Below are 24,045 nucleotides of genomic sequence, written 5' to 3' on the forward strand. Positions count from 1 at the left end.
TTGAAGCTATCTGGCAGCTATAGTCAGGGGCGGTAGCGTGGGTTCATGAAAACATACTTATATTTAGTGAGCGCAGGTACAAATATGCAAGATATCGTTTTCCTTTTCCTGGGAGCGCTGACGCTGCTGTTTATTGCACGCAAAGTCGCTCGCCGTGTCGGGTTAGTCGATAAACCAAATGCACGTAAGCAGCACAAAGGAAGTATTCCTCTGGTCGGAGGCGTATCAGTGTACTTCTCTTTGTGGCTGATCTTTGCGCTGCAACCAGGATGGATGCCTGAATTCCCTGTTTATATGTTTTGTATTACGCTGCTGCTGATTGTGGGAGTACTGGACGACCGTTTCGATCTTCCGGTTATGCCGCGTATGCTGCTGCAAATAGGTGTAGCAGGCATCATGATGTACCAGGGACTGTATCTCTCTTCGCTTGGAACAGTCCTTTTTGGCTATCCGCTAATGCTGGGTGCCGCTGGCTATCTGGTGACGGTATTCGCCGTTATCGGTGCGATAAATGCCTACAATATGATCGATGGTATCGACGGTCTGCTCGGTATGCTAGCCAGTGTCACCTTCTGTTTTCTGAGTATTGTCTTTGCTCTTGGCGACCGCGACGGTCTGGCGATGTGGTGCCTGGCGCTGGTCGTAGCCTGCATGCCCTATATTTTGCTCAATCTTGGCGTGCCCTGGGGGCAGAAGTTTAAAGTATTTATGGGTGATGCGGGCAGTATGCTGATCGGCTTCACCGTCATCTGGCTGCTTATTATTGCCTCTCAGGGCGAAAAAGCAGTGATGCGCCCGGTGACCGCGCTCTGGCTGATTGCGCTGCCATTGATGGATATGCTGCGTGTCATGGTTTCCCGACTGCGCCGCCGGTGCAGCCCCTTCCGCCCCGATCGTGAACATCTTCACCATATTTTGATGCGTGCTGGTTTCAGTCAGCGCGGTACCTTGATGATAATGACGGCCGGGCAGGTAATAAATGGTATGATCGGGGTGATTCTGGCTGGTTGCCATGTGTCTGATAACTGGCAGTTAGCCCTGTTCATTGTCTGCTTCTTTTCTATGCTTTACGCGGTGCGTTCGGTTGAAAAAATTACTCATCCCGTTGAACGTCCGATAGCAGTGAAGTAAAGCGATAAATTCGTATCAACATGCCAATGATGTGAGAAGAGAGAGTTCCAGCGTGAAAATTTTAGTGACCGGCGGTGCCGGTTTTATCGGTTCTGCCGTAGTACGTCATATTATTGAGCAAACCTCAGACAGCGTAGTCAATGTTGATAAGCTCACTTACGCGGGTAATCTCGAATCATTGGCAACCATCAGTAATGATGCACGCTATGCCTTCGAACAGGCAGATATCTGCGATCGCGCAGCACTGGATGCCATTTTTGCCGCTCATCAGCCGGACTGTGTGATGCACCTTGCGGCAGAAAGTCACGTGGATCGCTCTATTACCGGGCCAGCGGACTTTATTGAGACCAATATTGTTGGTACCTATGTCCTGCTGGAAGCCGCGCGCAGTTACTGGAACGGACTGGATGCTGAACGTAAAGCGGCATTCCGTTTCCATCATATTTCTACCGATGAAGTGTACGGTGATTTACCGCACCCGGATGAAGTGGGTACAGACCCGGCTCTCCTTCCTCTCTTTACCGAAACAACGTCCTATGCGCCAAGCAGTCCATATTCTGCCTCTAAGGCTTCCAGCGACCATCTGGTTCGTGCCTGGTTGCGTACTTACGGCTTCCCAACGATAGTCACAAACTGCTCAAACAATTATGGCCCGTACCATTTTCCGGAAAAATTAATTCCGCTGGTGATCCTGAATGCACTGGACGGTAAAGCGCTGCCCGTATATGGCAAAGGCGATCAGATTCGTGACTGGCTATATGTAGAAGACCATGCTCGCGCGCTGTACAGGGTAGTGACAAAAGGAACAGTCGGTGAGACCTACAACATCGGCGGACATAATGAGAAACAGAATATACAGGTAGTACAGATTATTTGTGATCTGCTGGACGAAATGGTGCCAAAATCCGGCAGCTATCGTGAGCAGATTACCTATGTATCCGATCGACCAGGCCATGACCGCCGCTACGCAATTGATGCTTCTAAAATCAGTGCAGAACTGAACTGGCAGCCTGAAGAGACATTCGAAAGCGGTATTCGTAAGACGGTAGAGTGGTATTTAACTCATCGCCAGTGGGTAGACAATATCAGGAATGGCGCGTATCAGAGCTGGATTGCACAGCAGTACGAAAATCGCTAATTATACCCGTCATACTTCAAGCCGCAGGATCGTTGGCTCTCCTCGCGCACCCCGGTCACTTACTGATGTAAGCTCCCGGGGATTTGCTGCGTGGCCGCCTGCCTGCGACTCGAATTATTTAGGGTATACGTGTTTAGTTAGGGTATAGATGGCGTCTTACTTCAGGCCGCAGGATCGTTGGCTCTCCTGGTTATGCGGCTCATCCCAGTCACTTCCCTTGTTAGTTCCTGGGGATTCGTTGCGTTGCCGCCTGCCTGCACCCCGAAATATATTAGGGTGTAAAATATTAAAGTAACTGAAAGCGTGTGAAGGAAATAATGATGAAAAAACGCAAAGGAATAATTTTAGCTGGTGGTTCAGGAACAAGATTGTACCCTGTGACGATGGCTGTCAGTAAGCAACTACTTCCGGTTTATGATAAGCCGATGATCTACTATCCGTTAACGACATTAATGCTGGCCGGTATACGAGATATTCTGATTATCAGTACACCACAGGATACTCCGCGCTTTGAGCAGCTCTTTGGCAACGGAAATCAGTGGGGATTGAATTTATCCTATGTCGTTCAGGAGAGTCCGGATGGACTGGCTCAGGCGTTCATTCTCGGTGAAGAGTTTATCGGAGACGACGACTGTGCACTGATCCTTGGTGACAATATTTTTTATGGTCATGACCTGCCGAAAGAGCTGGAAGCTGCGGTTAACAAACCGTCTGGCGCTACCGTCTTCGCCTATCATGTAAACGATCCTGAACGATATGGCGTCGTGGACTTTGATAAGCAGGGTAAGGCGCTCTCTCTGGAGGAGAAGCCTAAAAAACCGAAAAGTAACTATGCGGTGACCGGCCTCTATTTTTATGACAATCGTGTTGTAGAAATGGCCAAAAATATCGAACCCTCTGCGCGCGGCGAGTTAGAGATAACGGATATTAATAACCTTTATCTTAAAATGGGTGAGCTGTCTGTTGCTATTATTGGCAGGGGCTATGCGTGGCTCGACACAGGAACACACGAAAGTTTAATTGAAGCGAGCAACTTTATTCAGACGCTTGAAGCTCGTCAGGGATTAAAAGTTTCCTGTCCGGAAGAAATTGCTTACCGCAAAGGCTTTATTAACGCAGAACAGTTAAAACTGCTGGCAAAACCGCTGGCAAAAAATGCGTATGGTAAATATCTGATGAAATTGCTGAAAAGCGATAACATTGGTTGATAATTGTTTTGAACTGCTGATGGACCTGAGCCAATGTCAGACCAAGAAATGAAAGTAACTATTTTCGGTGCCGGTGGGTTTATTGGTAGCCATCTTACCGCTCAATTTGAGTCACATGGAATTAAAGCCTGCCGTGGCGACTGGAGTAAACAAGATTTCTCCGGTGAAGACCTGGGAACGGTAATATTTTGTGGCGGGGTAGGTGATTGCAGTAAAGTCGATGAGGTTATCTCTTCTCATGTTGATATTGTTCGCCATGTGATTAATACGGCGAAATATGATTTTCTGCTATATGTGTCATCTACCCGACTGTATCTTGGACATGAGTGTGCTGACATCGACACGCCGTTGACCATGCATCAACAGGATAAGCGCGTATTGTTTAATCAGGTGAAACTTCTGGCCGAGACGGTAATTAAGTCTCAGCCACTTCCCTATGCGATTGTCCGTCCATCCAATGTGTATGGCAGCGCCTACACCAGCAAACTATTCCTTCCTTCGTTAGTTCGTGATGCGGTCACTAAAAAAGAGATAAATCTTTATGTCACGCCAGAGTACAGCAAAGATTATGTCCATATTGATGACGTGACCCATGCGATAGAGCAAATCGCCATGCAGCGCCTGCAAGGATTATTCAATATTGCCTCGGGTGAAAACGTGTCTGCCAAAGAATTAGTGGATTTTATTGTGCAGAGAACGGGCTGCAACGCCGTCTGGCACCCTGTGCAAACAGATGACACGTTCCCGCCGATCGACGTTAGCCCATTAGAACAACAGCTCGCCTTCAGGCCGAAATCTGTTATCAGCATGCTGGATGAAATGATTGATGTTTTCCAAGATAAATTTAATCATTAAAGCAATAGAGAAGAAAAACTCAATCATAATCGGGTTGGGAACAAACCTGTCAGGAAACCTGATTCTTTTTCTGACAACAATGTATATGACCAATAATGTTACAGAAGATCAATATGGTCAGTTCAGGCTGACCTTTGCTCTGGTATCTATTCTGGTTATCTCTTTGATGTTAGGCAGGGATAGCTCTGTTCTCTATTTTTATCAAAAAGAAAAGACAGATAAGGCCATCCTGGAAGAGGTATTTAGCGGTCTGGCGCTGGTAGTAGTGGGCTGTCTGGCCCTCTATTACTGTGATGATTACATCCTTAAATACTTACTGAATGGACATGTATCCAGAGAGAATTATCATCTTTCTATATTGATGATCCCTCTTTGGGCTGCATATAATCTTTTAACTCCAGTGGTGAGAGTAAAAGGTTTTATTAATACCAGTTTTATATTATCAAACCTTATTCAGCGTGTTTTGCGCTTCCCATTTTTACTGGCATTTGTCTGGCTCGGGTACAATAATTTCTGGGGATTGGCATGGAGTATGATTCTTTCGCAACTCCTGTTGCTGGTCGTCCTGATCGTCTATGTAAGCAGCCTGTTATCCTGGCGCTTACCTAATCCGCTCTCATTTTTCTCCCGTTTTGGTTACTCCTTCAGCCTGGGAATGAATGCCATTTTACTGGCTGTGGCGGGGAAAATTGATGTAATTGTTATCGGAAAACTGTCGACAATATCGAACGTTGCGATTTACGACATTGTTACATCGCTGGCTGTTGTCTCACTCTTTCCTTATATTGCATTGTCCAAGAGCTATGAACCTAAGCTATTTAATTTCTTTGAAAATACTGAAAAGCACCCAGCCTACAAGAAAAATTTTACGCTTTCGCTCAGTCTGACGACAGTGGCAGGGCTATTTTTTATTCTGTTTAGTCAGGATGTGCTCGCGTTATTCGGTAAAGAGTATATAGCTGGCTCTCTTGCGCTGATTATTATCTCCATATTCTTTATTATGATTGCCTGCACGGGTGCGGTAAATGAATGGATGACGATGAATAGCTATGCGCGTATCAACTTCTTTATCCTGCTGATCAGCGGTATTGTAAACGTATTTTTATGTTATTTATTAGTTCCTGATTACGGCCTCCCGGGTGCCGCAGTCGCTTTGGGCGGTGCGTTGCTGTTTTCAAAGGTTGCTGCAATGGTATTTATTGCATACAAACATAATGTTGGCATGTTAATTGTTAATTATAAGCAGTTACTGATAGTAGTATCATTTGTTGCTATATCTCTTGTTAGTCATGATTTACCATTGATAATAAAATGCGTGATCTATCTTTTATTATCCTCGCTGCTTATTTTATTAAATAACAGTATACGGCAGCGAGTTCTGAAACTGGGTAATTAAAGTGCTAATATATATATTTCTTTATACAGTCTTTTTGATAGTCCTGCTGATCGGTACCATACCGGAAGCAAGACGCTTTGAACGCGTTACCCTGCTTTTTATCATGATCTCCCTCTGGCTGGTTGTTGCTTTAAGTGAGTCTGTGGGGCCTGACTACGACTCCTATCGTGCGATGTATGATGCGCAAAATAATAATTTCGCAAAGCAAGAATTCATGTTCAGATGGATAGGAAACTGGTTAAGTGGAAATGGGTTTTCCTTCCAGGTTTTCTATTTCACCATGATTAGCCTCTATCTGTTCTTCTTGTATTATGTGTTTAAACGCTATCGAAATTATTTAGTGCTGAATTTCCTGATATTTATTATTATGCCGTATGGCTTAATTGAAGGGGGATTCACCTATATTCGTCAAAACGTTGCGATAGCAATATTCTATTTTTCACTGATATATCTTGTTGAGCGACGTCTGATTAAGTATTTTGCTTGTGCTTTTGTAGCCATGCTATTCCATAAGTCAGCGGCACTGGTAATACCGGTATACTTCCTGGCGAAGAAAAAGATAAGCTCACAGAAAAGCCTCTTAATTTATTTTAGCGTTCTGACGTTTAGTCTGTTATTGATTCTTCCCGCATTCCGCAGCCTTATCTTTGCGGGTATAGGGCTTATTCCCGGATATGGCAACACCTACCTTGAATTCAGGGGCGGAGAGTTCCTCACAACGGTAAGTACTAAAGGCATGGTCAGCTATGTCTACCAGGCTTTACCCATCATTCTGTTAATGATTTATAGAAATAGCGTAGTGAAGAGTGAAATCGATAATGTTCTGTATAATCTCACGTTATTCTCACTTATTGCACTGACCCTTGCGTTACAGATGCGAATTATGCTCCGGGTAGAGTACTACTTTGTTATAGCAAAAGTATTCTCCATTCCTCTGTTACTAAATGCATGTGAAACTAAGCGAAACCGAACAATCTCTTTATTGGCAATGATTGCTTATTTCTCAATATATTTTGTTGCACTGTATTATACCGGGGCAGAGAAGCATCTGTTTCCGTATAGAACGATATTTGGCTTCGAGGTTTTATAATGAAGTGTAATGGTGGTTTCCTTCTGATATCTCCTAAGTTTTTTGGATACGAAAAGGAAATAAAAATTGAGTTGGAACGTCAACTCAAGGCTGATGTCAGTTACTGTGACATCAGACCCAAGAATGATTTCTTTACGAAATTATTTATGCGTATAGGCGCAACGTTCCTGATTAAAAAAAGAATCAAACAACATCAGGATGGAATAATTGAAAAGATCCGCCAGGAGAAATTTTCAACAATATTACTGATAAACCCTGAAGGGTTAAGTAATGAGTTTTTTAAAAAAATAAAGGATGTTGTTCCTGGTGTGAATATTATTCTTTATTTATGGGATTCTATAGAAAATAAACCTCTCGTGAAACCGCTGTTAAGTAATTTTAGTCAAATTTACTCTTTTGATAAAAATGATTGTCAGCAATATGGTTTTGATTTCTTGCCTCTGTTTTTCAGTAACTCATATGATAAAATTGCGCGTTTAACTACACCAAAAATTGATATTGCCTTTATCGGAACAGTGCACAGCCAAAGAATGAATGTGATAAAAAAGGTTGAGGCTGCATCTGTGCGCGATAATTTCGTTTTTTATAAGTATCTCTATATCCAGAACTGGATCATTTTTGTTGTCAGAAAAATTGCTGATAAAAACTTTAAAAACGTCTCACAATTTACGTTTAACTTTACCCCACTGACCTCGCAAGAAATTAATAGTGTTTATGCTGATACGAAAGCCATTTTGGATATCGAGCACGATAAACAGAAAGGCTTGACTATGCGTACCTTCGAAACGCTCGGTGCTGGTCTGAAGCTCATCACAACGAATAAAAATATCATCGATTACGATATCTACACTCCAGAGAATGTTCTGGTAATCGACAAAGACAATGTTCACATTGACCCGGAGTTCTTAAACACTCCGTTTAAGGATTACCCGGAAGATATCATTGGGAAATACTCCCTTTCCTCATGGGTTAGTACCATTCTTAGTTCGCAAAAAAGAGATTTATGACGGTGAGTAGAAAAATATTAACGATTGGATATTATGCCGACTTTTCTCGGTTTTTTAAGAGAATAGCCGACGAAACCAAAAAAATTAATCATAATATTGAGTTTTTACACGTCGATCTTTTCCTTAGCGGCTACCTCTATTCCGTCTTTAACGGACAAAAATCTGTATATCTTCCCTGTCAAAAAAGCAAAGCAGTACAAACCACTGACGTACGTGACGATGATTTCTACAGGCAATTTATTGTTTACCATCAGCGTCTGCTTCCTTCCTTGAATGAAGGTGAGCTAATTGCGCAGGCAAAGAAATATTATCACTATTTCAATGAATTACTCTCTGACTATCAGCCTGACCTGATTATTGTCAGCGGTGATTCAAGAATGCCCGCTGAAATCGTTCATCATCTGGCGCTTGAAAAAGATATTAAAATAGCCTGTTTCGAACAGGCCCCTTTGGGTCGAACTATTCTCGATCTCAAAGGAGTTAATGCTAACAGCTCTTTCCGCTATCTTGATCCGCAGATCATCGAAGCTTCCGTCAGCGATGATTATCATCTTCCACCTCAGGCTAAGTGGAAAAAATATAAGTTCTTCCGCGTTGTTGATTTAGTCGTCGAGAAGTTTCTCCCATTCCTCGTTCCGGTGGAGCAGAGAAGACCCGTCAGGCATAAGATTAACAATAAACAGTATGCAGATTTGCTGGAAACAAAATCTCTGGTAGCAGAGTCTCATCCTGCTGCTAAGAAGCTTCTGCTGGTTCTGCAAGTGCCTGACGACGTTAATATGATCTATCACAGTCCCTGGTTCTCATCCCACTACCAGATTGTTAAGCAGGTGACAGAAAATTTACCTGAAAACACCCTCCTGGTGGTACGTGAGCACCCTCTGTTCAGACAGCTGTATGAACCTGAGATGTATAAATATATTAGCGAGAATGACAAAGTATTTTTCGATAACTCAGGCTCTCTTGATCAGGCGATCTCACAGTCCGACCTGGTGGTGGTCAACAACTCCACTGTTGGCTTAGAGTCAATCGAAAAAGGCAAAAAAGTGGTCGTGCTGGGTAACAGTTATTATGATGCCAGTTCGCTATGCTATAAATATCAGGGCGATAATCTCAACAGCTTGATTACTGACGCTTTGAACGGCCCGGCTCCCGATGAAGTTTACAGAAAGAAATATCTGAGTTATCTGTTTAACCATGTTTTCATTCGTGGTCATTTCCGCGATCTTGATGGCCCTGCGCCGGGTGAAATAGCGAAATGGATTATTAAAAATGTTTAAAATTTTTTGGTTTGTCAGGTTTCTTTTCTACAAGCTATTTCTGCTTAATGGAAAGGGATGGAAGTCCTACATCGGTAAACCTGTCTTCTTTAGTGGTTTAAAAAATGTGAACGCAGGGGAGAAGTTCCGGCTTTATCCTGGCTGGCGTATTGAAACTCATGACGGCGGTAAAATAGTTATCCATGATGATGTGTCAGTAGGTCATGGATTGCATCTCATTTCAGTTGAAAAGCAGGTCACTATCGGAAAATCAACGGTGATATCTTCAAACGTGATGATTACCAATTCTGACCATGGTTATGAAGATCTGAACGTACCGATTTATCAACAGAATATGATCTCCAAAGAAACGATTATCGGTGAGTGCTGCTTTATAGGCGCTGGCGCCAAAATATTACCAGGTACGGTGTTAGGCAAGCAGTGCGTGGTTGGCGCTAATGCAGTCGTCAAAGGGTGCTTCCCCGATCGGTGTGTGATATCGGGTGCACCAGCGAAAATAATTAAGCAATACGATCACTCTCTAAATGAGTGGGTCAGAGTAAAATAACAGGTGACAAATGTTAGTACATAATACGCGTATTCCGGATGTCAAAATTATCGAGCCAAAAGTGTTTGGCGATCATCGCGGGTTTTTCCTCGAGACATTCGAGAAAAGGCGCTACCAGCAGATGCTGAATATCGATTTTGATTTTGTACAGGATAATCATTCGCGTTCATCACAGAATGTATTGCGCGGGCTGCATTTCCAGACGAAAAATCCCCAGGGCAAGCTGGTTCGTGTTGTCAGAGGCGAGGTTTTTGATGTGGCTGTAGATATTCGTAAAGAGTCACCAACCTATGGACAGTGGGCGGGGGTGATTCTTAGTGAAGAGAATAAGAAACAGTTCTGGGTACCACCCGGCCTTGCCCACGGTTTCGTTGTACTTAGCGAATTTGCTGACTTCGAATATAAATGTACCGACTACTATAATCCGCAGTTTGAAGCCTCACTCCTTTGGAATGATCCTGATGTCGGTATCGAGTGGCCGGTTTCATCGCCGATTCTTTCGGAAAAAGATAAAATGGCTAAAAAACTCGCTGATTTAGATGAGTTTTTTTGATTTCCATACTGATGTAATTAGTGATCATCCTGTTATTTAACTGGCGGGTAGTGATGATTTTATCAGCGATATCCCTGCTGTTTATGTCGTTACTGGAACTATCAGAATTCACTTAGCAAGCTATCGCACCAATCACTACCCTCATCACATAAACCTGAGTTAACATGTCTGGAACATTAACCGCAGTCGTAGAACTGCTGGTTTTCTCACCTAGACAGGAGTAGGTATGTCCAAGCAACAGATCGGCGTTGTAGGTATGGCTGTAATGGGCCGTAATCTGGCACTCAATATTGAGAGCCGTGGCTACACAGTTTCTATCTTCAACCGCTCGCGTGAAAAAACCGATGAAGTAGTCGCAGAGAACCCAGGTAAGAAGCTGGTTCCTCACTACAGCATTGAGGAGTTTGTTGACTCTCTGGAAAAACCTCGTCGTATCCTTTTGATGGTGCAGGCTGGTGAAGCAACCGATAAAACCATCGCCTCTCTGACTCCTCACCTCGATAAAGGCGATATCCTGATCGACGGTGGTAACACCTTCTACAAAGACACCATTCGCCGTAACCGCGAACTCTCTGCGCAGGGCTTTAACTTCATCGGTACCGGCGTATCTGGCGGGGAAGAGGGCGCACTGAAAGGCCCATCTATCATGCCTGGCGGCCAGAAAGAAGCTTACGAGCTGGTTGCGCCAATCCTGACTGAAATCGCCGCTGTTGCTGAAGGCGAAGCCTGTGTTGCCTATATGGGTCCGGACGGTGCGGGTCACTATGTGAAGATGGTGCATAACGGTATCGAATATGGCGACATGCAGCTGATTGCAGAAGCCTACTCACTGCTGAAAGGCGCGCTGAATCTGAGCAACGACGAGCTGGCTAAAACCTTTAGTGAGTGGAACGAAGGTGAACTGAGCAGCTATCTGATCGACATCACCAAAGATATCTTCACTAAGAAAGATGAAGAAGGTAACTATCTGGTTGATGTGATCCTTGATGAAGCGGCCAACAAAGGCACCGGCAAATGGACCAGCCAGAGCTCTCTGGATCTCGGTGAGCCGCTGTCGCTGATCACTGAGTCAGTATTTGCCCGTTACCTCTCTTCACTGAAAACTCAGCGCGTTGCGGCCTCTAAAGTGTTGAGCGGTCCTAAGGTTCAGACTGTTGAAGGTGACAAAGCTGAATTTGTTGAGAAAGTTCGTCGTGCACTCTACCTGGGTAAAATTGTTTCTTACGCTCAGGGCTTCTCACAGCTGAAAGCTGCCTCTACTGAGAACAACTGGAACCTGCATTACGGTGAAATTGCTAAGATTTTCCGCGCCGGTTGTATCATCCGCGCTCAGTTCCTGCAGAAAATCACTGATGCTTACGCTGATAATGCCGACATTGCTAACCTGCTGCTGGCACCTTACTTCAAAAATATCGCTGATGAGTATCAGCAGGCGCTGCGTGATGTGGTTGCCTATGCTGTTCAGAATGGTATTCCAACTCCAACCTTCTCTGCTGCCATCGCTTATTACGACAGCTACCGTTCTGCGGTACTGCCAGCGAACCTGATTCAGGCGCAGCGTGACTACTTTGGTGCGCATACTTATAAGCGTACTGATAAAGACGGTGTGTTCCACACCGAATGGCTGGACTAAGCCACTCTCCCCCCGCATCGCGGGGGGTATTTTCTGCCACCCCCTCCTGATTTTAAGACAATCCTTCTGGCGTTTCGCTAGCGGCTCTACTACCTTTTGCACGAATAATCTTAAAAACTGAGCTGGTTTTTTCAAGTTGAGCAATCATGAATCAAAAAAATAATATTAATTCTGAACAACGTGAGTCGTTAGATCGTAATGAACTGGATTTGTTAGATGTTATTTTCCAGTTATGGCAGGGTAAATGGATCATCATTGCCGCGATGGTTATTGCACTTGCTGCTGCCGGAGTGCATCTTGCAACGAAAAAACCGCAATGGAAGTCAACCGCAATTCTGACGCAGCCCGATGCGGCACAAATGGCCTATTACAGTGGCATATTAAATCAGCTCTTTATCGCCGGTAAGAGCGGCAATGGTAATAACAGTGACCAGGCTCCTCCGGTTCAATTTTCACCTGTGTTTTTACAGCAAAATATGTTCAGTCGCTTCTCTGCTACCCTGGCTTCACCCAACAGCAGCAATGCGAGTATTACCCTGTTAGATAAGACATCGAGCTTTCCCATAAGTGTCTCTGTCACAGCGGATTCAGCCAGCCACGCACAGGCGCAGCTATCAGGTTTTATCCAGCAGGTGAATACAAAAATGGTCGACGATTATCAGGCTGAAATTCAAGGCACTATCAGGGAGAAAATAGACGAGCTGACGGCGTCGCTGCTGGCACAGCAAAAAATGGCTGTGCAACGTAATGAGCATCGTCTCGAAGTTATCCGCTATGCGCTGAAAATTGCCGAAGCGTCAAATTTATCCCGATCTCAGCTGACTCAGGCGGAAAACCTGTCAGATGATACGCTCTATCTGTTGGGTAGCGATGCACTGAGCGCCATGATTGCTAATCAGTCAAATAAGCCGCTGGTTCTCGATAGCGATTATTACGTTACGCAGGCGCAGCTGTTGGCCATTTCTCAGTTAAAACCTGATGCGGGAAATTTACAGCCGTTCACTTATATTGCCGAGCCTGATCTACCCGCAGCGCCTGTTAGCGCGCGAAAATCTGTGATGCTATTGCTGGCGGCTATTATCGGTGGCGTTTTGGGTTCTGCAATTGTGCTCGGGCGTAATGTGGCAACGGCATATTCGCAACGTAAGAGAGAAGAGTAGAAATCAGGCCGGATCACCCCGGCCTGGAAAGCAGAAAGGCTTACTTATGACGCTGGCGCAGGTTCTCAATCACCGTTGACAGGTTCAGATCCTGATCCTGTAGCAGAACCAGCAGATGGTAGATAAGATCGGAGGCTTCATTGGTCAGCTCATGGCGATCGTTTACCGTGGCTGCCAGTGCGGTCTCAACGCCTTCCTCTCCCACCTTTTGAGCGATACGCTTGGTGCCGCTGGCATACAGACTGGCGGTATACGAACTTTTCGGGTCGGCATGTTTACGCTCTGCCAGAATCTGCTCCAGCTGATAGAGAAACGACCAGTCTGACGCCGCGGGTGAGAAGCAACTTGAGGTGCCGAGATGGCAGGTCGGGCCAACGGGATTCACCAGCACCAGCAGCGTGTCGTTATCGCAGTCCGGCGTAATGCTGACCACATTCAGAAAGTGCTCTGATGTCTCGCCCTTAGTCCACAGGCGCTGTTTGGTACGAGACCAGAAGGTGACTTTGCCACTTTCCAGCGTTTTCGCCAGTGCTTCCTGATTCATATAACCGTGCATCAGTACTTCACCTGAGACAGCGTGCTGTACGATAGCGGGCATCATCCCATCGGTTTTCACCCAGTCTAGCCGGGATAGCTGTTGTTCTGTTAACACACGCGAATCTCCACACCTTTTTCAACCAGAAAGCGTTTCAGCTCACCGATATTAATAATCTGTTTATGGAATACCGAAGCCGCCAGTGCGCCGTCTACGTCGGCGTCGCGGAAGGCTTCATGGAAATGTTCCATGGTGCCTGCACCACCTGAAGCAATCAGCGGTACTTTACAGCGTGCACGCACTTTTTGCAGTTGTACCAGGTCGTAACCATTGCGTACGCCGTCCTGGTTCATCATATTCAGAACAATTTCACCTGCTCCACGCTTTTGCACTTCTTCCACCCAGTCGAGGGTTTCCCATGTGGTGATGCGGGTCCGGCTCTCATCGCCGGTATACTGATTAACATGGTATTTCCCGCTGGCACTGTCATACCAGGTATCAATCCCTACTACGATGCACTGCACGCCAAAGCGATCGGCCAGGCGGGTGATTAACTCCGGATCAGCCAGCGCCGGGGAGTTAATGGAAATTTTATCCGCGCCGAAGGAGAGCAGCAGGGCGGCATCTTCAACCGACTTAATCCCACCCGCCACGCAGAAGGGAATATCAATCACTTCTGCTACCCGTGAGATCCAGCTTTTATCCACCACGCGTCCATCGCTTGAGGCGGTGATATCATAAAACACCAGTTCGTCTGCGCCTTCTTCCGCATAACGCTGCGCCAGCGGAACAATATCACCGATGATTTCGTGATTGCGGAACTGCACTCCTTTAACGACCTGGCCGTCACGCACGTCCAGGCAGGGGATTATCCGTTTTGCCAGCATGAAATAGCCTCCGATACGGTGAATTTATCTTCCAGCAGAGCGCGACCGACGATCACGCCCTGTGCGCCACAGCCGCGCAGGGCGGCAATATCAGCCAGGGATCCGATACCGCCCGAGGACTGGAAGGCAATGGTCGGGTAGCGCGCGGACACTTCACGATACAGCTCCACGTTCGATCCACTGAGCGTACCATCACGCGAAATATCGGTGCACAGTACGTGTTTCAGGCCGAACGGTAAAAACTGCTCAATCACCTCTTCCAGCGTGATACCGCTGGCTTCCTGCCAGCCGCTGATAGCCACTTCTTTGCGGTTGCTGGCGTCAATGCGCACGTCGAGGGCCAGTACAATAGCTTCAGCACCGTACTGTTTAAACCACTGCTGTACTTCTTCCGGCTGCTTCACCGCCGTTGAACCTACCACCACGCGGGTGGCACCGGCTTTCAGCAGTGCTTCCACGTCGTCTTTCGTACGGATGCCGCCGCCAACCTGTACCGGCACGCTGACGCCCGCCAGCAGTTTGGTCAGCAGGGGGATCTGGCGTGCGGCCGGATCTTTCGCCCCGGTCAGATCGACCAGATGCAGCACCTGTGCCCCCTGCGCTTCATAATCCTGTAATCGCGGCAGCGGATCGCTGCCGTAGTCGCGCTGCTGGCCGTAATCGCCCTGATGCAGACGCACCACCTTGCCATCAATCAAATCTAATGCCGGGATAATCATGCCGGTTACATCTCCAGGAAATTTTTCAGCAGCTGCGCACCAGCGGCACCGGAACGCTCCGGGTGGAACTGCACGCCAAAGAAGTTATCTTTCTGCACCGCAGCGGTAAAAGGTTCACCGTAATTGCACTGGGCAATAGTGAATTCATTTACCGGCATGGCATAGCCGTGGACGAAGTAGAAATAGGTTCCGTCTTCAATCCCGCGAAACAGATGATTACCCGCCTGTGAGGTGATCTGATTCCAGCCCATATGCGGCAGCGGCAGGCCGTGGTCGGTCATGCGCTGCACCGGCTGATCGATGATATTAAGAGTCGCTATGCCGCCGTTCTCATCACTGCCGCTGCCGAGCAGCTGCATACCGAGGCAGATGCCGAGCACCGGCTGCGTACAGGCTTTAATCAGCTCAATCAGCTCACGCTCGCGCAGCTGATCCATCGCTGCCTGCGCGGTGCCGACGCCCGGCAAAAACAGCTTATCGGCGTTCAGCACGATATCCGCTTCTTTGCTGACTACCGGATCATAGCCGAGGCGCTGCACGGCCCACTTCACCGACGACAGGTTGGCGCAGCCAGTATCGAGGATCACTACATCCATTACAGCACCCCTTTTGAGCTGGGCAGGGTGTTACCCTCCACGCGGATCGCCTGACGCAGCGTACGGCCAAAAGCTTTAAACAGGCTTTCAACACGGTGATGGTCGTTTTTACCTTTGGTGCGCAGGTGAATGGTGCTGGCCATGGTGTAAGAGAGGGAGCTGAAGAAGTGCTCGACCATCTCGGTACTCAGGTCACCCACGCGCTGATAGCTGAATTCTGCTTTGTATTCCAGGTGCGGACGGCCAGAGATATCCAGCGCACAGCGGGCCAGGCATTCGTCCATTGGCAGTACAAAGCCGAAGCGGCCAATACCGCGTTTATCGCCCAGCGCTTTCAGTAACGCCTCGCCCAGCGCCAGACCGGTATCTTCTACGGTGTGGTGATCGTCAATATAGAGATCGCCTTTCACGTCGATATTCATACGGAAGCCGCCGTGGGTGCAGATCTGATCGAGCATATGGTCGAAGAAACCCACCCCGGTATTAATCTTGCTTTCGCCTTCGCGATCCAGCCACACCTCGACCTTAATCTGCGTCTCTTTGGTGTTGCGCTGCACCAGAGCATAGCGGTCACGCCTGGTCAGCTGCTGCTCAATAGCGTTCCAGCTCAGACCATCCTTGCCGTACAGCAGGCCGCTGATGCCCATATTACTGGCCAGTTGCACATCGGTGGCGCGGTCACCAATAACATAGCTGTTAGCGGTATCAATTGCGCCTTCGGCCAGCCAGGCTTCAACCATTTTGGTTTTGGGTTTACGGCAGTCACAGTGATCTTCCGGCAGATGCGGGCAAATCAGGATATCGCTGAAGTTCACGCCCTGCGAGCTGAGGATCTGCATCATCAGATTGTGCGGGCCGTCAAAATCGTCCTGCGGGAAGCTGCTGGTTCCCAGCCCATCCTGGTTGGTGATCATCACCAGCTGATAGCCTGCTCTCTGTAACGACAGCAGGGCAGGGATGACGTCAGGCTCGAAGGCCAGTTTATCCATGCGGTCTACCTGAAAATCTTCTGGCGGCTCAGAAATGAGGGTGCCATCGCGATCGATAAAAAGGACTTTCTGACTCATGCTTGCTCCTGAGAAACGGGTGAACCGGGTAGTAATTTCAATGCGGCAACGGTGCGCTCGCACTCTTCAGGGGTGCCGATAGAGATGCGCAGGCATCCGGCCAGACCAGGCTGCTTATTCTGGTCGCGCAGAATAATGCCCTGATCCCATAACGTTTTAAATACCTGACTGGATGCTGTAAAGCGCGCCAGAATATAGTTGGTGTCGCTGGAAAATACCTGCTCGACACAGTCTAAAGTCCGCAGTTCGGCGATCAAGCGATCGCGGGTGGCGACCAGCTGGCTGACGTGCTCACGCATCAGAGCGATACCCTGGTCACTCAGCGCCTGGCCTGCAATATCTGCTACCGGCGTGGAGAGAGGATAAGGGGCAATCACCTTCATCAGCAGCGCGATCACTTCGGCGTTAGCGAGGGTAAATCCGCAGCGCAGGCCCGCCAGCGCAAAAGCTTTGGAGAGGGTACGCAGCACCACCAGGTGCGGATACTCTTGCAGCCAGCCGGTCAGTGAGGCCTGCGGGCAGAATTCGATATAGGCTTCATCGGCAACTACCAGCGCTTTACCACGGGTCATCTCCAGCAGCTGACGGATATCTTCCGGGTTGATCAGATTGCCGGTCGGATTGTTCGGGCTGCACACGTACACCAGCTTTACCCCCTCCAGCTGATCCGCGATGGCCGGAAGATTAAGCTGCCAGTCGTCGCGAGCTTCCACCGTACGGTACTCAATGCCGATGGTTTCAGCGCTGACGCTGTACATGCCGTAGGTAGGCGGGCAGAACAGCACCGCGTCTTTACCCGGCTCACAGAAGGCACGCATCAGCAGCTCGATGCCTTCATCGGCACCGCGGCTGACCAGCACCTGATCCGGCGTCAGTCCGGCGTAGGCGGCGTAGCGCTCAATCACCCGCTTTGGCTGACATTCCGGATAGCGATTCAAGGTCTGCTGACTGAGCTCAAAAGGCACCGCCAGCGGATACTCATTGGCGTTAAGCCATACATCGCCGTTGCCCCCGAGGCGGCGTGCCGACTGGTAGGGTGTCAGAGCGCGCACGTTGGCGCGGGCCAGCTCTTCAATTTTGCTGCTCATGGCTTCTCCTTCAGTGCGGCAACGCGCAGGGTAACGGCATTTTTGTGAGCATCAAGCAGTTCAGCAGCGGCCAGGGTTTCAATGGTGGCAGCCAGCCCCATAAAGCCCTGCGGCGTCAGTTCCTGCACGGTCATACGCTTCTGGAAATCCGCCAGACCGAGGCTGGAACAGGTTGCCGTATAACCATAGGTCGGCAGTACGTGGTTGGTTCCTGAAGCATAATCACCCGCTGATTCCGGTGACCAGTCACCCAGAAACACCGAACCGGCGCTGGTGATGCTGTCGATCAGGTCGCGTGCCTGGCGGGTCTGAATAATCAGATGCTCCGGCCCGTAGCGGTTGCTGATCTCCACGCACTGTTGCAGGTCACGCGTGACAATCAGGCGGCTGCTCTCCAGCGCTTTCGCGGCGGTGGCAGCACGCGGCAGTTCGGCCAGCTGGCGCTCAACGGCGGCGGCAACGGCCTGCGCCATGGTTGAGGATGGCGTCAGTAAAATAACCTGCGAATCCGGGCCGTGTTCTGCCTGTGACAGCAGATCGGAGGCCACGAAGTCCGGCGTGGCTCCTTCATCGGCGATCACTAACACTTCAGACGGGCCGGCTGGCATATCAATTGCTGCGCCGTCAATGCGCTGGCTTACCTGGCGTTTGGCTTCGGTAACGTAAGCATTGCCTGGCCCGAAAATTTTAACCACTTTAGGCACGGATTCGGTACCGAAGGCCAGCGCGGCAATCGCCTGCGCACCGCCCACCTGAAACACTTCCTGTACGCCGCACAGACGCGCCGCATACAAAATTTCATCAGCAATCGGCGGCGGGGAGCAGAGCACCACACGGCCGCAGCCCGCAATACGCGCCGGGGTAGCCAGCATCAGTACCGTGGAGAATAGCGGCGCTGAACCGCCAGGAATATAGAGGCCGACGGACGCCACCGGGCGTGTGACCTGCTGGCAGCGCACGCCAGGCTGCGTTTCGATATCGACCGCCGGAAGCTGCTGGGCGATATGGAATTTATCAATATTGGCGACCGCAACGGCCATCGCCTGTTTGATCTCGTCACCGAGACGCGCACAGGCGTCGGTGATCTGCTGTTCGCTGACACGCAGCGCATCAACCTGGGTCTTGTCGAAGGTTGCACTGTAGTAGCGCAGCGCATCGTCACCTTCACTCAAAACCTTGTCGAGAATATCTCGCACGGTAGCACTGATGCTCTCTGAGGCTTCAAGCGCTGGACGCAGCAGGAGGGCCTGTTGTTGTTCGGCACTACAATCCTGCCAGGCAATGGGGGTCATCAGGGTCGCCATCGAATTACTCCATCATCTTCTCAATAGGCAGTACCAGAATCGAACTGGCACCGAGTTCTTTCAGTTTTTCCATCGTTTCCCAGAACAGGGTTTCGCTACTGACCATATGCATCGCTACGCGGCTCTTATCACCGGCCAGCGGCAGTACGGTAGGGCGCTCGGCACCTGGCAGCAGGGCGATAATATCGTCCAGACGTTCGCTTGGGGCGTGCAGCATAATGTATTTAGATTCACGCGCCTGGATCACACCCTGGATACGCGTCATCAGTTTGTCGATCAGCTCCTGCTTGGCGGCAGGCATTTCGCCATCACGCTGGATCAGGCAGGCTTTAGAGCGGTAAATCACTTCTACTTCACGCAGGCCGTTAGCTTCAAGGGTGGCACCGGTAGAAACCAGGTCACAAATCGCATCCGCCAGCCCTGCACGGGGTGCCACTTCAACGGAACCGTTCAGCAGGCAGGATTTGAAATTCACGCCCTGCTTGTCGAGATACTTTTTCAGCAGGTGCGGATAAGAGGTGGCAATACGGGTGTTTTGTAAACACTGTGGCCCGGTGTATTCATCATCAACATTCATCGCCAGCGACAGGCGGCAGCCACCGAAATCAAGGCGGCGCAGGGTAAAGTAACGCGGGTCTTCGCCCTGAGCGCGGCGGTTCAACAGCTCCTCTTCCAGCACGTTTTCACCGATAATGCCGAGATCGACTACGCCGTCCATTACCAGGCCAGGGATATCGTCATCGCGCACCCGCAAGATATCAATCGGCATGTTCTCTGCGAAGGCAATCAGGCGCTGCTGCTGAAGGTTGATTTTAATACCGCAGCGAGCGAGCAATTCGCGTGATTCATCGCTTAAACGGCCTGATTTCTGCATAGCTATGCGTAAACGGGTGTTATCTAACATCGGTAGTTATCCTTTTTTCCTGTCTGAATGTTGTTCCGCGTTGTTCCGATCTCCGGGCATAAAAAAAGCCCCCGGAAGGCGATCTTCCGGGGGCTTAGTTTGCGTTCTGCACCACTGGAAGATCCTGATCGTCTCCCAGCACACATCGCCTGAAAGACTAGTCAGGGTGATGGTGATGATGGTGGTTGAACTGAACGCGTGTCATAAAATTCTCTTGGATGAATGATTATTCATTACGTGCTAAATAACCTAACGAGAATAAGCGTGAGGTGCAACACTTTTTTGTTATTGCTAACAAATTCTCTTATCAACTGTCGGTTGTCAGCAGCAGAGGGCTGGCGTAGCCTGAGGGCATAATGTCTGCGTAAACAGGAGCTGAGGGATGAAACGAGTCGCTATTGTTGGCCTGGGGTGGCTGGGGATGCCGCTGGCAATGTCACTGGCGGGAGCTGGCTGGCAGGTTACCGGCAGCAAAACCACACCCGATGGGGTCAATGCTGCACGCAGCTGCGGCATTGATGCTTATCTGCTTGAGCTGACGCCCGAACTGAACTGTGGGGCTGAGGATCTCGAGGCGCTGCTCAGTGTCGATGCGCTGGTGGTAACCCTGCCCGCCAGCCGCACTGCATCCGGGGGTGAAAATTACCTGCTTGCGGTACAGCAGCTGGTGGATAGTGCGCTGGCATTTAACGTGCCGCGCATTATTTTTACCAGCTCAACCTCTGTTTATGGTGAGCGCAGCGGCATAGTTAAAGAGAGCAGTGTACTGGAGCCGGTCAGCGTGGCGGGGCAGATATTACAGACGCTGGAAAGCTGGCTTCACAATTTGCCGAATACCTCGGTGGATATTCTGCGTCTTGCGGGGCTGGTCGGCCCTCATCGCCATCCTGGGCGTTTCCTTGCCGGAAAAAGCGATCTTGCCCACGGCAATCAGGGCGTTAACCTGGTGCATCTTGATGATGTGATTGAAGCGATCAGCCTGCTGTTACAGACGCCGAAAGGCGGGCATATTTATAATCTGAGTGCTCCGCAGCACCCGGCGCGCAATCAGTTCTACCCGCAGGTTGCCCGCCAGCTGGGCCTGACGCCGCCCACCTTCCTGAGCGATAATGAGAAAGAGAGCGGCAAGCTGATTGATGGCAGTAAAATAACCCGCGAGCTGGGTTTTGAATACCGCTACCCCGATCCTACCCGGATGCCGCTGTCATAATAGCTTCAGGGCGAGGCAATGCCTCGCCCGTCTGTCACACGGGGCTATACGCCCAGCCGATCCCTGAGTGCATACCACGCCGCACCAATGGCGGTAAGCGGAACGCGCAGGCGACGTCCGCCGGGGAAGGGCAGGTGCGGAAGCGTGGCGAAGGCATCAAAGCGCTCCGCATCGCCGCGCATCGCTTCCGCAATCAGCTTCCCGGCCAGATGAGTGCAGGTCACTCCGTGGCCGCTGTCACCCTGCATATAGTACACACCGTTCTCAAGGCGTCCGAACTGCGGCATCCGTGACAGGGTCAGCAGAAAGTTACCGCTCCACGCATAGTCAAATTTGATGCCAGCCAGCTGCGGGAAGGTTTTCAGCAGTTTAGGGCGAATAAGCGCATCGATATCCCCCGGATCCCGCGCCCCGTAGATCACGCCACCCCCATATAACAGGCGGTTATCGGCGGTCAGACGGAAGTAATCCAGCAGATAGTTACAGTCTTCTACACAGCGATTATTAGGCAGCAGCGACAGCGCCTTGTCCGCTGAAAGGGGTTCAGTGGCGACGATTTGCGAGCCGCAGGGCAGGCTTTTTCTCGCCAGCCGTGGTTCAAGATGAGGAGCGAGATAGGCATTACCGGCAAAGATCACAAAGCGGGCGCTCACCTCGCCGCGTGCCGTACGCACCCGATGCGGGGTACCATAATTCACTGCGGTTGCCGCTGAGTTTTCATAGATGCGTCCGCCGTGACGACGAATGGCTTCGGCTTCACCCAAAGCCAGATTCAGCGGATGCAGATGGCCGCCACGCTTATCCAAAAGCCCGCCCACGTAGCGCTCAGTTCCCACTTCGCGCCGGATACCGCTCTGATCGAGCAGCTCCACATCGTGATTGCCGTAGCGCTGCCATAAGCCGTGCTGGGTGGTCAGATGCTGCATCTGGCGCTGATTCAGTGCGGCAAAAATACCGCCCTGACGATAGTCGCAGTTAATCGCATAGCGATCGATGCGATCGCGTATGATCGTCGCCCCTTCAAACATCATGCTGCCAAGCAGGCGCGCCGTCTCTTTGCCGTAGCGTTGTTCAATGACATCAACATCGCGGCTGTAGGAGTTCACTACCTGGCCGCCGTTACGCCCGCTGGCACCAAAGCCAATGCGCGCCGCCTCCAGCAGCACTACGTCGTAGCCTGCCTCGGTGAGGAACAGCGCGGAAGATAATCCGGTGAAGCCCCCGCCAATAATGCAGACATCACACTCAATACTCCCTTCCAGCTGCGGCCAGGGATCGTGCGGATTAGTGGTTGCGGCATAATAGCTGTTGATATGTTCCATACTTTATTCCTCTGGCGCAGGGGAAGGGGAAAAACTCCTCCCGCGTGATAATCCGCTTGTCAGAACGTGGCTGGAGTATGAGCGCTGATAATGCGGCAGGGCCGGGCCGATGAATTGGTAAAGCTGTGCGGTTTGCCGGTGTCGATCACGTAGCTCTGCCCGGCGTATAGCGGGAAGCTCTGGCCGCTGATGGTAAGAATAATTTCTCCCTCCAGCACGGTGCCGGTCTCTTCCCCCTGATGACGAATTTTTTCGCCGGTGGTGGCACCCGGCTCGTAGCTTTCCAGCAGCATCGCCAGCGTCCGCTGGGGGTTGCCGTTGTGGATCAGCCGCAGCGAAACCCCCTGGCTGCCGATGTCGATCAGCTCATGAGCATCAATTACCACCTTTGGCGTCTCATCCAGCGCCTTTTCGGCAAAAAATTCGGACAGTGACAGGCCGTATACCTTAAGCAGTTTTTGCAGCGTGCTGACCGCCGGGCTGACTTTATCCTGTTCGATGGTGCTGATAGCGCTGTGCGTCAGGCCGGACAGTTCCGCCACGCGCCTTTGTGATAATCCCATCTGCTGCCGTAGCTCTGATAAGCGCCGCCCGGGTGCCAGCATGGTTTCGCTCATGGCCGGGCTTCCTTTTTCACCGAACGACAGGCGGCGATAAACCCTTCAAACAGCTGGCGTGAGAGGGCGGAAGTGGTGCTGTGCCATTCCGGATGCCACTGTACCGCAAGGGCAAACGGGTGCTGACGGTGGCTGACGGCTTCGATCAGCCCGTCTCCGGCGCGCGCCTCAATGCGCAGGTCATCCCCTGTTGTGCGGATACCCTGCTGATGCAGGGAGTTCACCCAGAATTTCTCGCAATCATTGACCAGCGGTGCCAGCAGGCCGCCAGGTTCCACCCACACCTCATGGGCCGGGGCATACTGCTGATCCAGCAACAGCTCTTCGTCTTCACGATGCTCCTGCAAACCCGGAACCTGGTGCAGCTGGCGATGCAGCGTGCCGCCAGTGGCTACCACCAGTTCCTGTAAACCACGGCAAATGGCCAGCAGTGGCATCTGGCGATCCAGCGCATAGCGGATCAGGGCAAAAGAGAGCGCATCGCGCCCGGGATCGGCCAGCGCCTCGCTACCGCTTTCACCGTAGTGGTGAGGTTCGATATTGCTGGGGCTGCCGGTAAGCAGGATGCCATCCAGTACCGTCATAGCATTTTCTAATAGATGAGGAGCGGACATCAGTCCGTGGGGAAGCGCCAGCGGAATACCGCCACCAGAGAGAATCGCGTCGAGATATTTGTTATGCACCATCTGAGTCGGATGGCCGCCTTTATCAATCTGGCACATCACCACGCCAATCAATGGCTTGTCAAAAATAATGCCCATCTCTTCCCCCCTGTCGCTGGTCAATATATCAACCAGA

General features: G+C 50.1%; 25 protein-coding genes and 1 other annotated feature. Of the genes, 13 read left to right on the plus strand and 12 right to left on the minus strand.

Annotated elements, in window-relative coordinates; genetic code table 11:
* Nucleotides 1-84 precede the first annotated feature (84 nt).
* The 12 genes from wecA (at nt 85) to GN242_RS07235 (ending at nt 12,998) form a co-directional block, all read left to right on the plus strand.
* Nucleotides 85-1,131 carry a UDP-N-acetylglucosamine--undecaprenyl-phosphate N-acetylglucosaminephosphotransferase gene (gene wecA / locus GN242_RS07180; protein ID WP_154751646.1) on the plus strand — a complete coding sequence of 349 codons (1,047 nt, stop codon included), beginning with the start codon at nt 85-87 and terminating at the stop codon, nt 1,129-1,131.
* A gap of 52 nt (nt 1,132-1,183) precedes the next feature.
* Entirely contained in the window at nt 1,184-2,269 is a 1,086-nt protein-coding gene (gene rfbB, locus GN242_RS07185; RefSeq protein WP_156287136.1) for a dTDP-glucose 4,6-dehydratase, read from the plus strand.
* A gap of 320 nt (nt 2,270-2,589) precedes the next feature.
* The gene (rfbA, locus tag GN242_RS07190; RefSeq protein WP_154751852.1) at nt 2,590-3,477 is read left to right on the plus strand and encodes a glucose-1-phosphate thymidylyltransferase RfbA; all 888 of its coding nucleotides are present in this window, start codon (nt 2,590-2,592) and stop codon (nt 3,475-3,477) included.
* A 33-nt stretch (nt 3,478-3,510) separates the two neighbouring features.
* Nucleotides 3,511-4,332 carry an NAD-dependent epimerase/dehydratase family protein gene (locus GN242_RS07195; RefSeq protein ID WP_154751645.1) on the plus strand — a complete coding sequence of 274 codons (822 nt, stop codon included), beginning with the start codon at nt 3,511-3,513 and terminating at the stop codon, nt 4,330-4,332.
* Nucleotides 4,304-5,728, plus strand: coding sequence for a lipopolysaccharide biosynthesis protein (locus tag GN242_RS07200; RefSeq protein WP_154751644.1), 1,425 nt, complete (start codon nt 4,304-4,306; stop codon nt 5,726-5,728). The genes GN242_RS07195 and GN242_RS07200 overlap by 29 nt, the downstream gene beginning before the upstream one ends.
* Before the next feature lie 34 nt (nt 5,729-5,762).
* Nucleotides 5,763-6,818 (plus strand): EpsG family protein, encoded by a 1,056-nt coding sequence (locus GN242_RS07205; protein ID WP_154751643.1) that lies wholly within the window; start codon nt 5,763-5,765, stop codon nt 6,816-6,818.
* Nucleotides 6,818-7,825 carry a WaaS/CpsH family glycosyltransferase gene (locus GN242_RS07210; protein WP_156287137.1) on the plus strand — a complete coding sequence of 336 codons (1,008 nt, stop codon included), beginning with the start codon at nt 6,818-6,820 and terminating at the stop codon, nt 7,823-7,825. The genes GN242_RS07205 and GN242_RS07210 overlap by 1 nt, the downstream gene beginning before the upstream one ends.
* A complete protein-coding gene (locus tag GN242_RS07215) occupies nt 7,822-9,105 on the plus strand; it encodes a capsular polysaccharide export protein, LipB/KpsS family (RefSeq protein ID WP_154751641.1) in 1,284 nt (427 codons plus the stop codon). Before GN242_RS07210 ends, GN242_RS07215 begins: the two co-directional genes overlap by 4 nt.
* Nucleotides 9,098-9,652 carry a DapH/DapD/GlmU-related protein gene (locus tag GN242_RS07220; protein ID WP_156287138.1) on the plus strand — a complete coding sequence of 185 codons (555 nt, stop codon included), beginning with the start codon at nt 9,098-9,100 and terminating at the stop codon, nt 9,650-9,652. The genes GN242_RS07215 and GN242_RS07220 overlap by 8 nt, the downstream gene beginning before the upstream one ends.
* A gap of 10 nt (nt 9,653-9,662) precedes the next feature.
* Nucleotides 9,663-10,205 carry a dTDP-4-dehydrorhamnose 3,5-epimerase gene (gene rfbC / locus GN242_RS07225; protein ID WP_154751639.1) on the plus strand — a complete coding sequence of 181 codons (543 nt, stop codon included), beginning with the start codon at nt 9,663-9,665 and terminating at the stop codon, nt 10,203-10,205.
* Nucleotides 10,206-10,431: 226 nt separating this feature from the next.
* Entirely contained in the window at nt 10,432-11,838 is a 1,407-nt protein-coding gene (gene gnd / locus GN242_RS07230) for an NADP-dependent phosphogluconate dehydrogenase (protein ID WP_154751638.1), read from the plus strand.
* 146 nt (nt 11,839-11,984) lie between these two features.
* On the plus strand, nt 11,985-12,998 hold the full coding sequence (locus GN242_RS07235) for a Wzz/FepE/Etk N-terminal domain-containing protein (RefSeq protein ID WP_156287139.1): 1,014 nt from the start codon (nt 11,985-11,987) through the stop codon (nt 12,996-12,998).
* Between the two features lie 40 nt (nt 12,999-13,038).
* Here the strand turns inward: GN242_RS07235 and hisIE are convergent, their stop codons facing one another.
* The 9 genes from hisIE to hisL all read right to left on the minus strand — a co-directional run bounded on the left by hisIE (nt 13,039) and on the right by hisL (nt 20,303).
* Nucleotides 13,039-13,650, minus strand: a complete 612-nt coding sequence (gene hisIE / locus GN242_RS07240) for a bifunctional phosphoribosyl-AMP cyclohydrolase/phosphoribosyl-ATP diphosphatase HisIE (protein WP_156287140.1) — start codon at nt 13,648-13,650, stop codon at nt 13,039-13,041.
* On the minus strand, nt 13,644-14,420 hold the full coding sequence (gene hisF, locus GN242_RS07245; RefSeq protein WP_156287141.1) for an imidazole glycerol phosphate synthase subunit HisF: 777 nt from the start codon (nt 14,418-14,420) through the stop codon (nt 13,644-13,646). The genes hisIE and hisF overlap by 7 nt, the downstream gene beginning before the upstream one ends.
* Nucleotides 14,402-15,139 (minus strand): 1-(5-phosphoribosyl)-5-[(5-phosphoribosylamino)methylideneamino]imidazole-4-carboxamide isomerase, encoded by a 738-nt coding sequence (gene hisA, locus GN242_RS07250; RefSeq protein ID WP_156287142.1) that lies wholly within the window; start codon nt 15,137-15,139, stop codon nt 14,402-14,404. Before hisA ends, hisF begins: the two co-directional genes overlap by 19 nt.
* Before the next feature lie 5 nt (nt 15,140-15,144).
* Nucleotides 15,145-15,735 (minus strand): imidazole glycerol phosphate synthase subunit HisH, encoded by a 591-nt coding sequence (hisH, locus tag GN242_RS07255; protein ID WP_154751634.1) that lies wholly within the window; start codon nt 15,733-15,735, stop codon nt 15,145-15,147.
* Entirely contained in the window at nt 15,735-16,802 is a 1,068-nt protein-coding gene (gene hisB / locus GN242_RS07260; RefSeq protein ID WP_154751633.1) for a bifunctional histidinol-phosphatase/imidazoleglycerol-phosphate dehydratase HisB, read from the minus strand. The genes hisH and hisB overlap by 1 nt, the downstream gene beginning before the upstream one ends.
* On the minus strand, nt 16,799-17,890 hold the full coding sequence (hisC, locus tag GN242_RS07265) for a histidinol-phosphate transaminase (RefSeq protein WP_156287143.1): 1,092 nt from the start codon (nt 17,888-17,890) through the stop codon (nt 16,799-16,801). Before hisC ends, hisB begins: the two co-directional genes overlap by 4 nt.
* Complete coding sequence (hisD, locus tag GN242_RS07270; RefSeq protein ID WP_156287144.1) at nt 17,887-19,194, minus strand: histidinol dehydrogenase; 1,308 nt, start codon at nt 19,192-19,194, stop codon at nt 17,887-17,889. Before hisD ends, hisC begins: the two co-directional genes overlap by 4 nt.
* A 4-nt stretch (nt 19,195-19,198) precedes the next feature.
* A complete protein-coding gene (hisG, locus tag GN242_RS07275) occupies nt 19,199-20,098 on the minus strand; it encodes an ATP phosphoribosyltransferase (RefSeq protein ID WP_154751630.1) in 900 nt (299 codons plus the stop codon).
* Nucleotides 20,099-20,157: 59 nt separating this feature from the next.
* Nucleotides 20,158-20,280: a sequence feature (His leader region), on the minus strand.
* Nucleotides 20,256-20,303, minus strand: a complete 48-nt coding sequence (gene hisL / locus GN242_RS07280; RefSeq protein ID WP_100396937.1) for a his operon leader peptide — start codon at nt 20,301-20,303, stop codon at nt 20,256-20,258. It overlaps the preceding feature by 25 nt.
* Before the next feature lie 177 nt (nt 20,304-20,480).
* Between hisL and GN242_RS07285 the strand changes: the two genes are divergently transcribed.
* The gene (locus GN242_RS07285; RefSeq protein WP_156287145.1) at nt 20,481-21,308 is read left to right on the plus strand and encodes an SDR family oxidoreductase; all 828 of its coding nucleotides are present in this window, start codon (nt 20,481-20,483) and stop codon (nt 21,306-21,308) included.
* A 44-nt stretch (nt 21,309-21,352) separates the two neighbouring features.
* Here GN242_RS07285 and GN242_RS07290 read toward each other — a convergent pair whose 3' ends face one another.
* From GN242_RS07290 to puuD, 3 genes are read right to left on the minus strand one after another with little or no spacing between them, the layout of a single operon-like run.
* On the minus strand, nt 21,353-22,630 hold the full coding sequence (locus GN242_RS07290) for an NAD(P)/FAD-dependent oxidoreductase (protein WP_154751628.1): 1,278 nt from the start codon (nt 22,628-22,630) through the stop codon (nt 21,353-21,355).
* Between the two features lie 59 nt (nt 22,631-22,689).
* The gene (gene puuR, locus GN242_RS07295; protein WP_156287146.1) at nt 22,690-23,247 is read right to left on the minus strand and encodes an HTH-type transcriptional regulator PuuR; all 558 of its coding nucleotides are present in this window, start codon (nt 23,245-23,247) and stop codon (nt 22,690-22,692) included.
* Nucleotides 23,244-24,008 carry a gamma-glutamyl-gamma-aminobutyrate hydrolase gene (puuD, locus tag GN242_RS07300; protein ID WP_156287147.1) on the minus strand — a complete coding sequence of 255 codons (765 nt, stop codon included), beginning with the start codon at nt 24,006-24,008 and terminating at the stop codon, nt 23,244-23,246. The genes puuR and puuD overlap by 4 nt, the downstream gene beginning before the upstream one ends.
* Nucleotides 24,009-24,045 lie beyond the last annotated feature (37 nt).

This window comes from Erwinia sorbitola (assembly GCF_009738185.1).
In the GTDB taxonomy this organism is placed as follows: domain Bacteria; phylum Pseudomonadota; class Gammaproteobacteria; order Enterobacterales; family Enterobacteriaceae; genus Erwinia; species Erwinia sorbitola.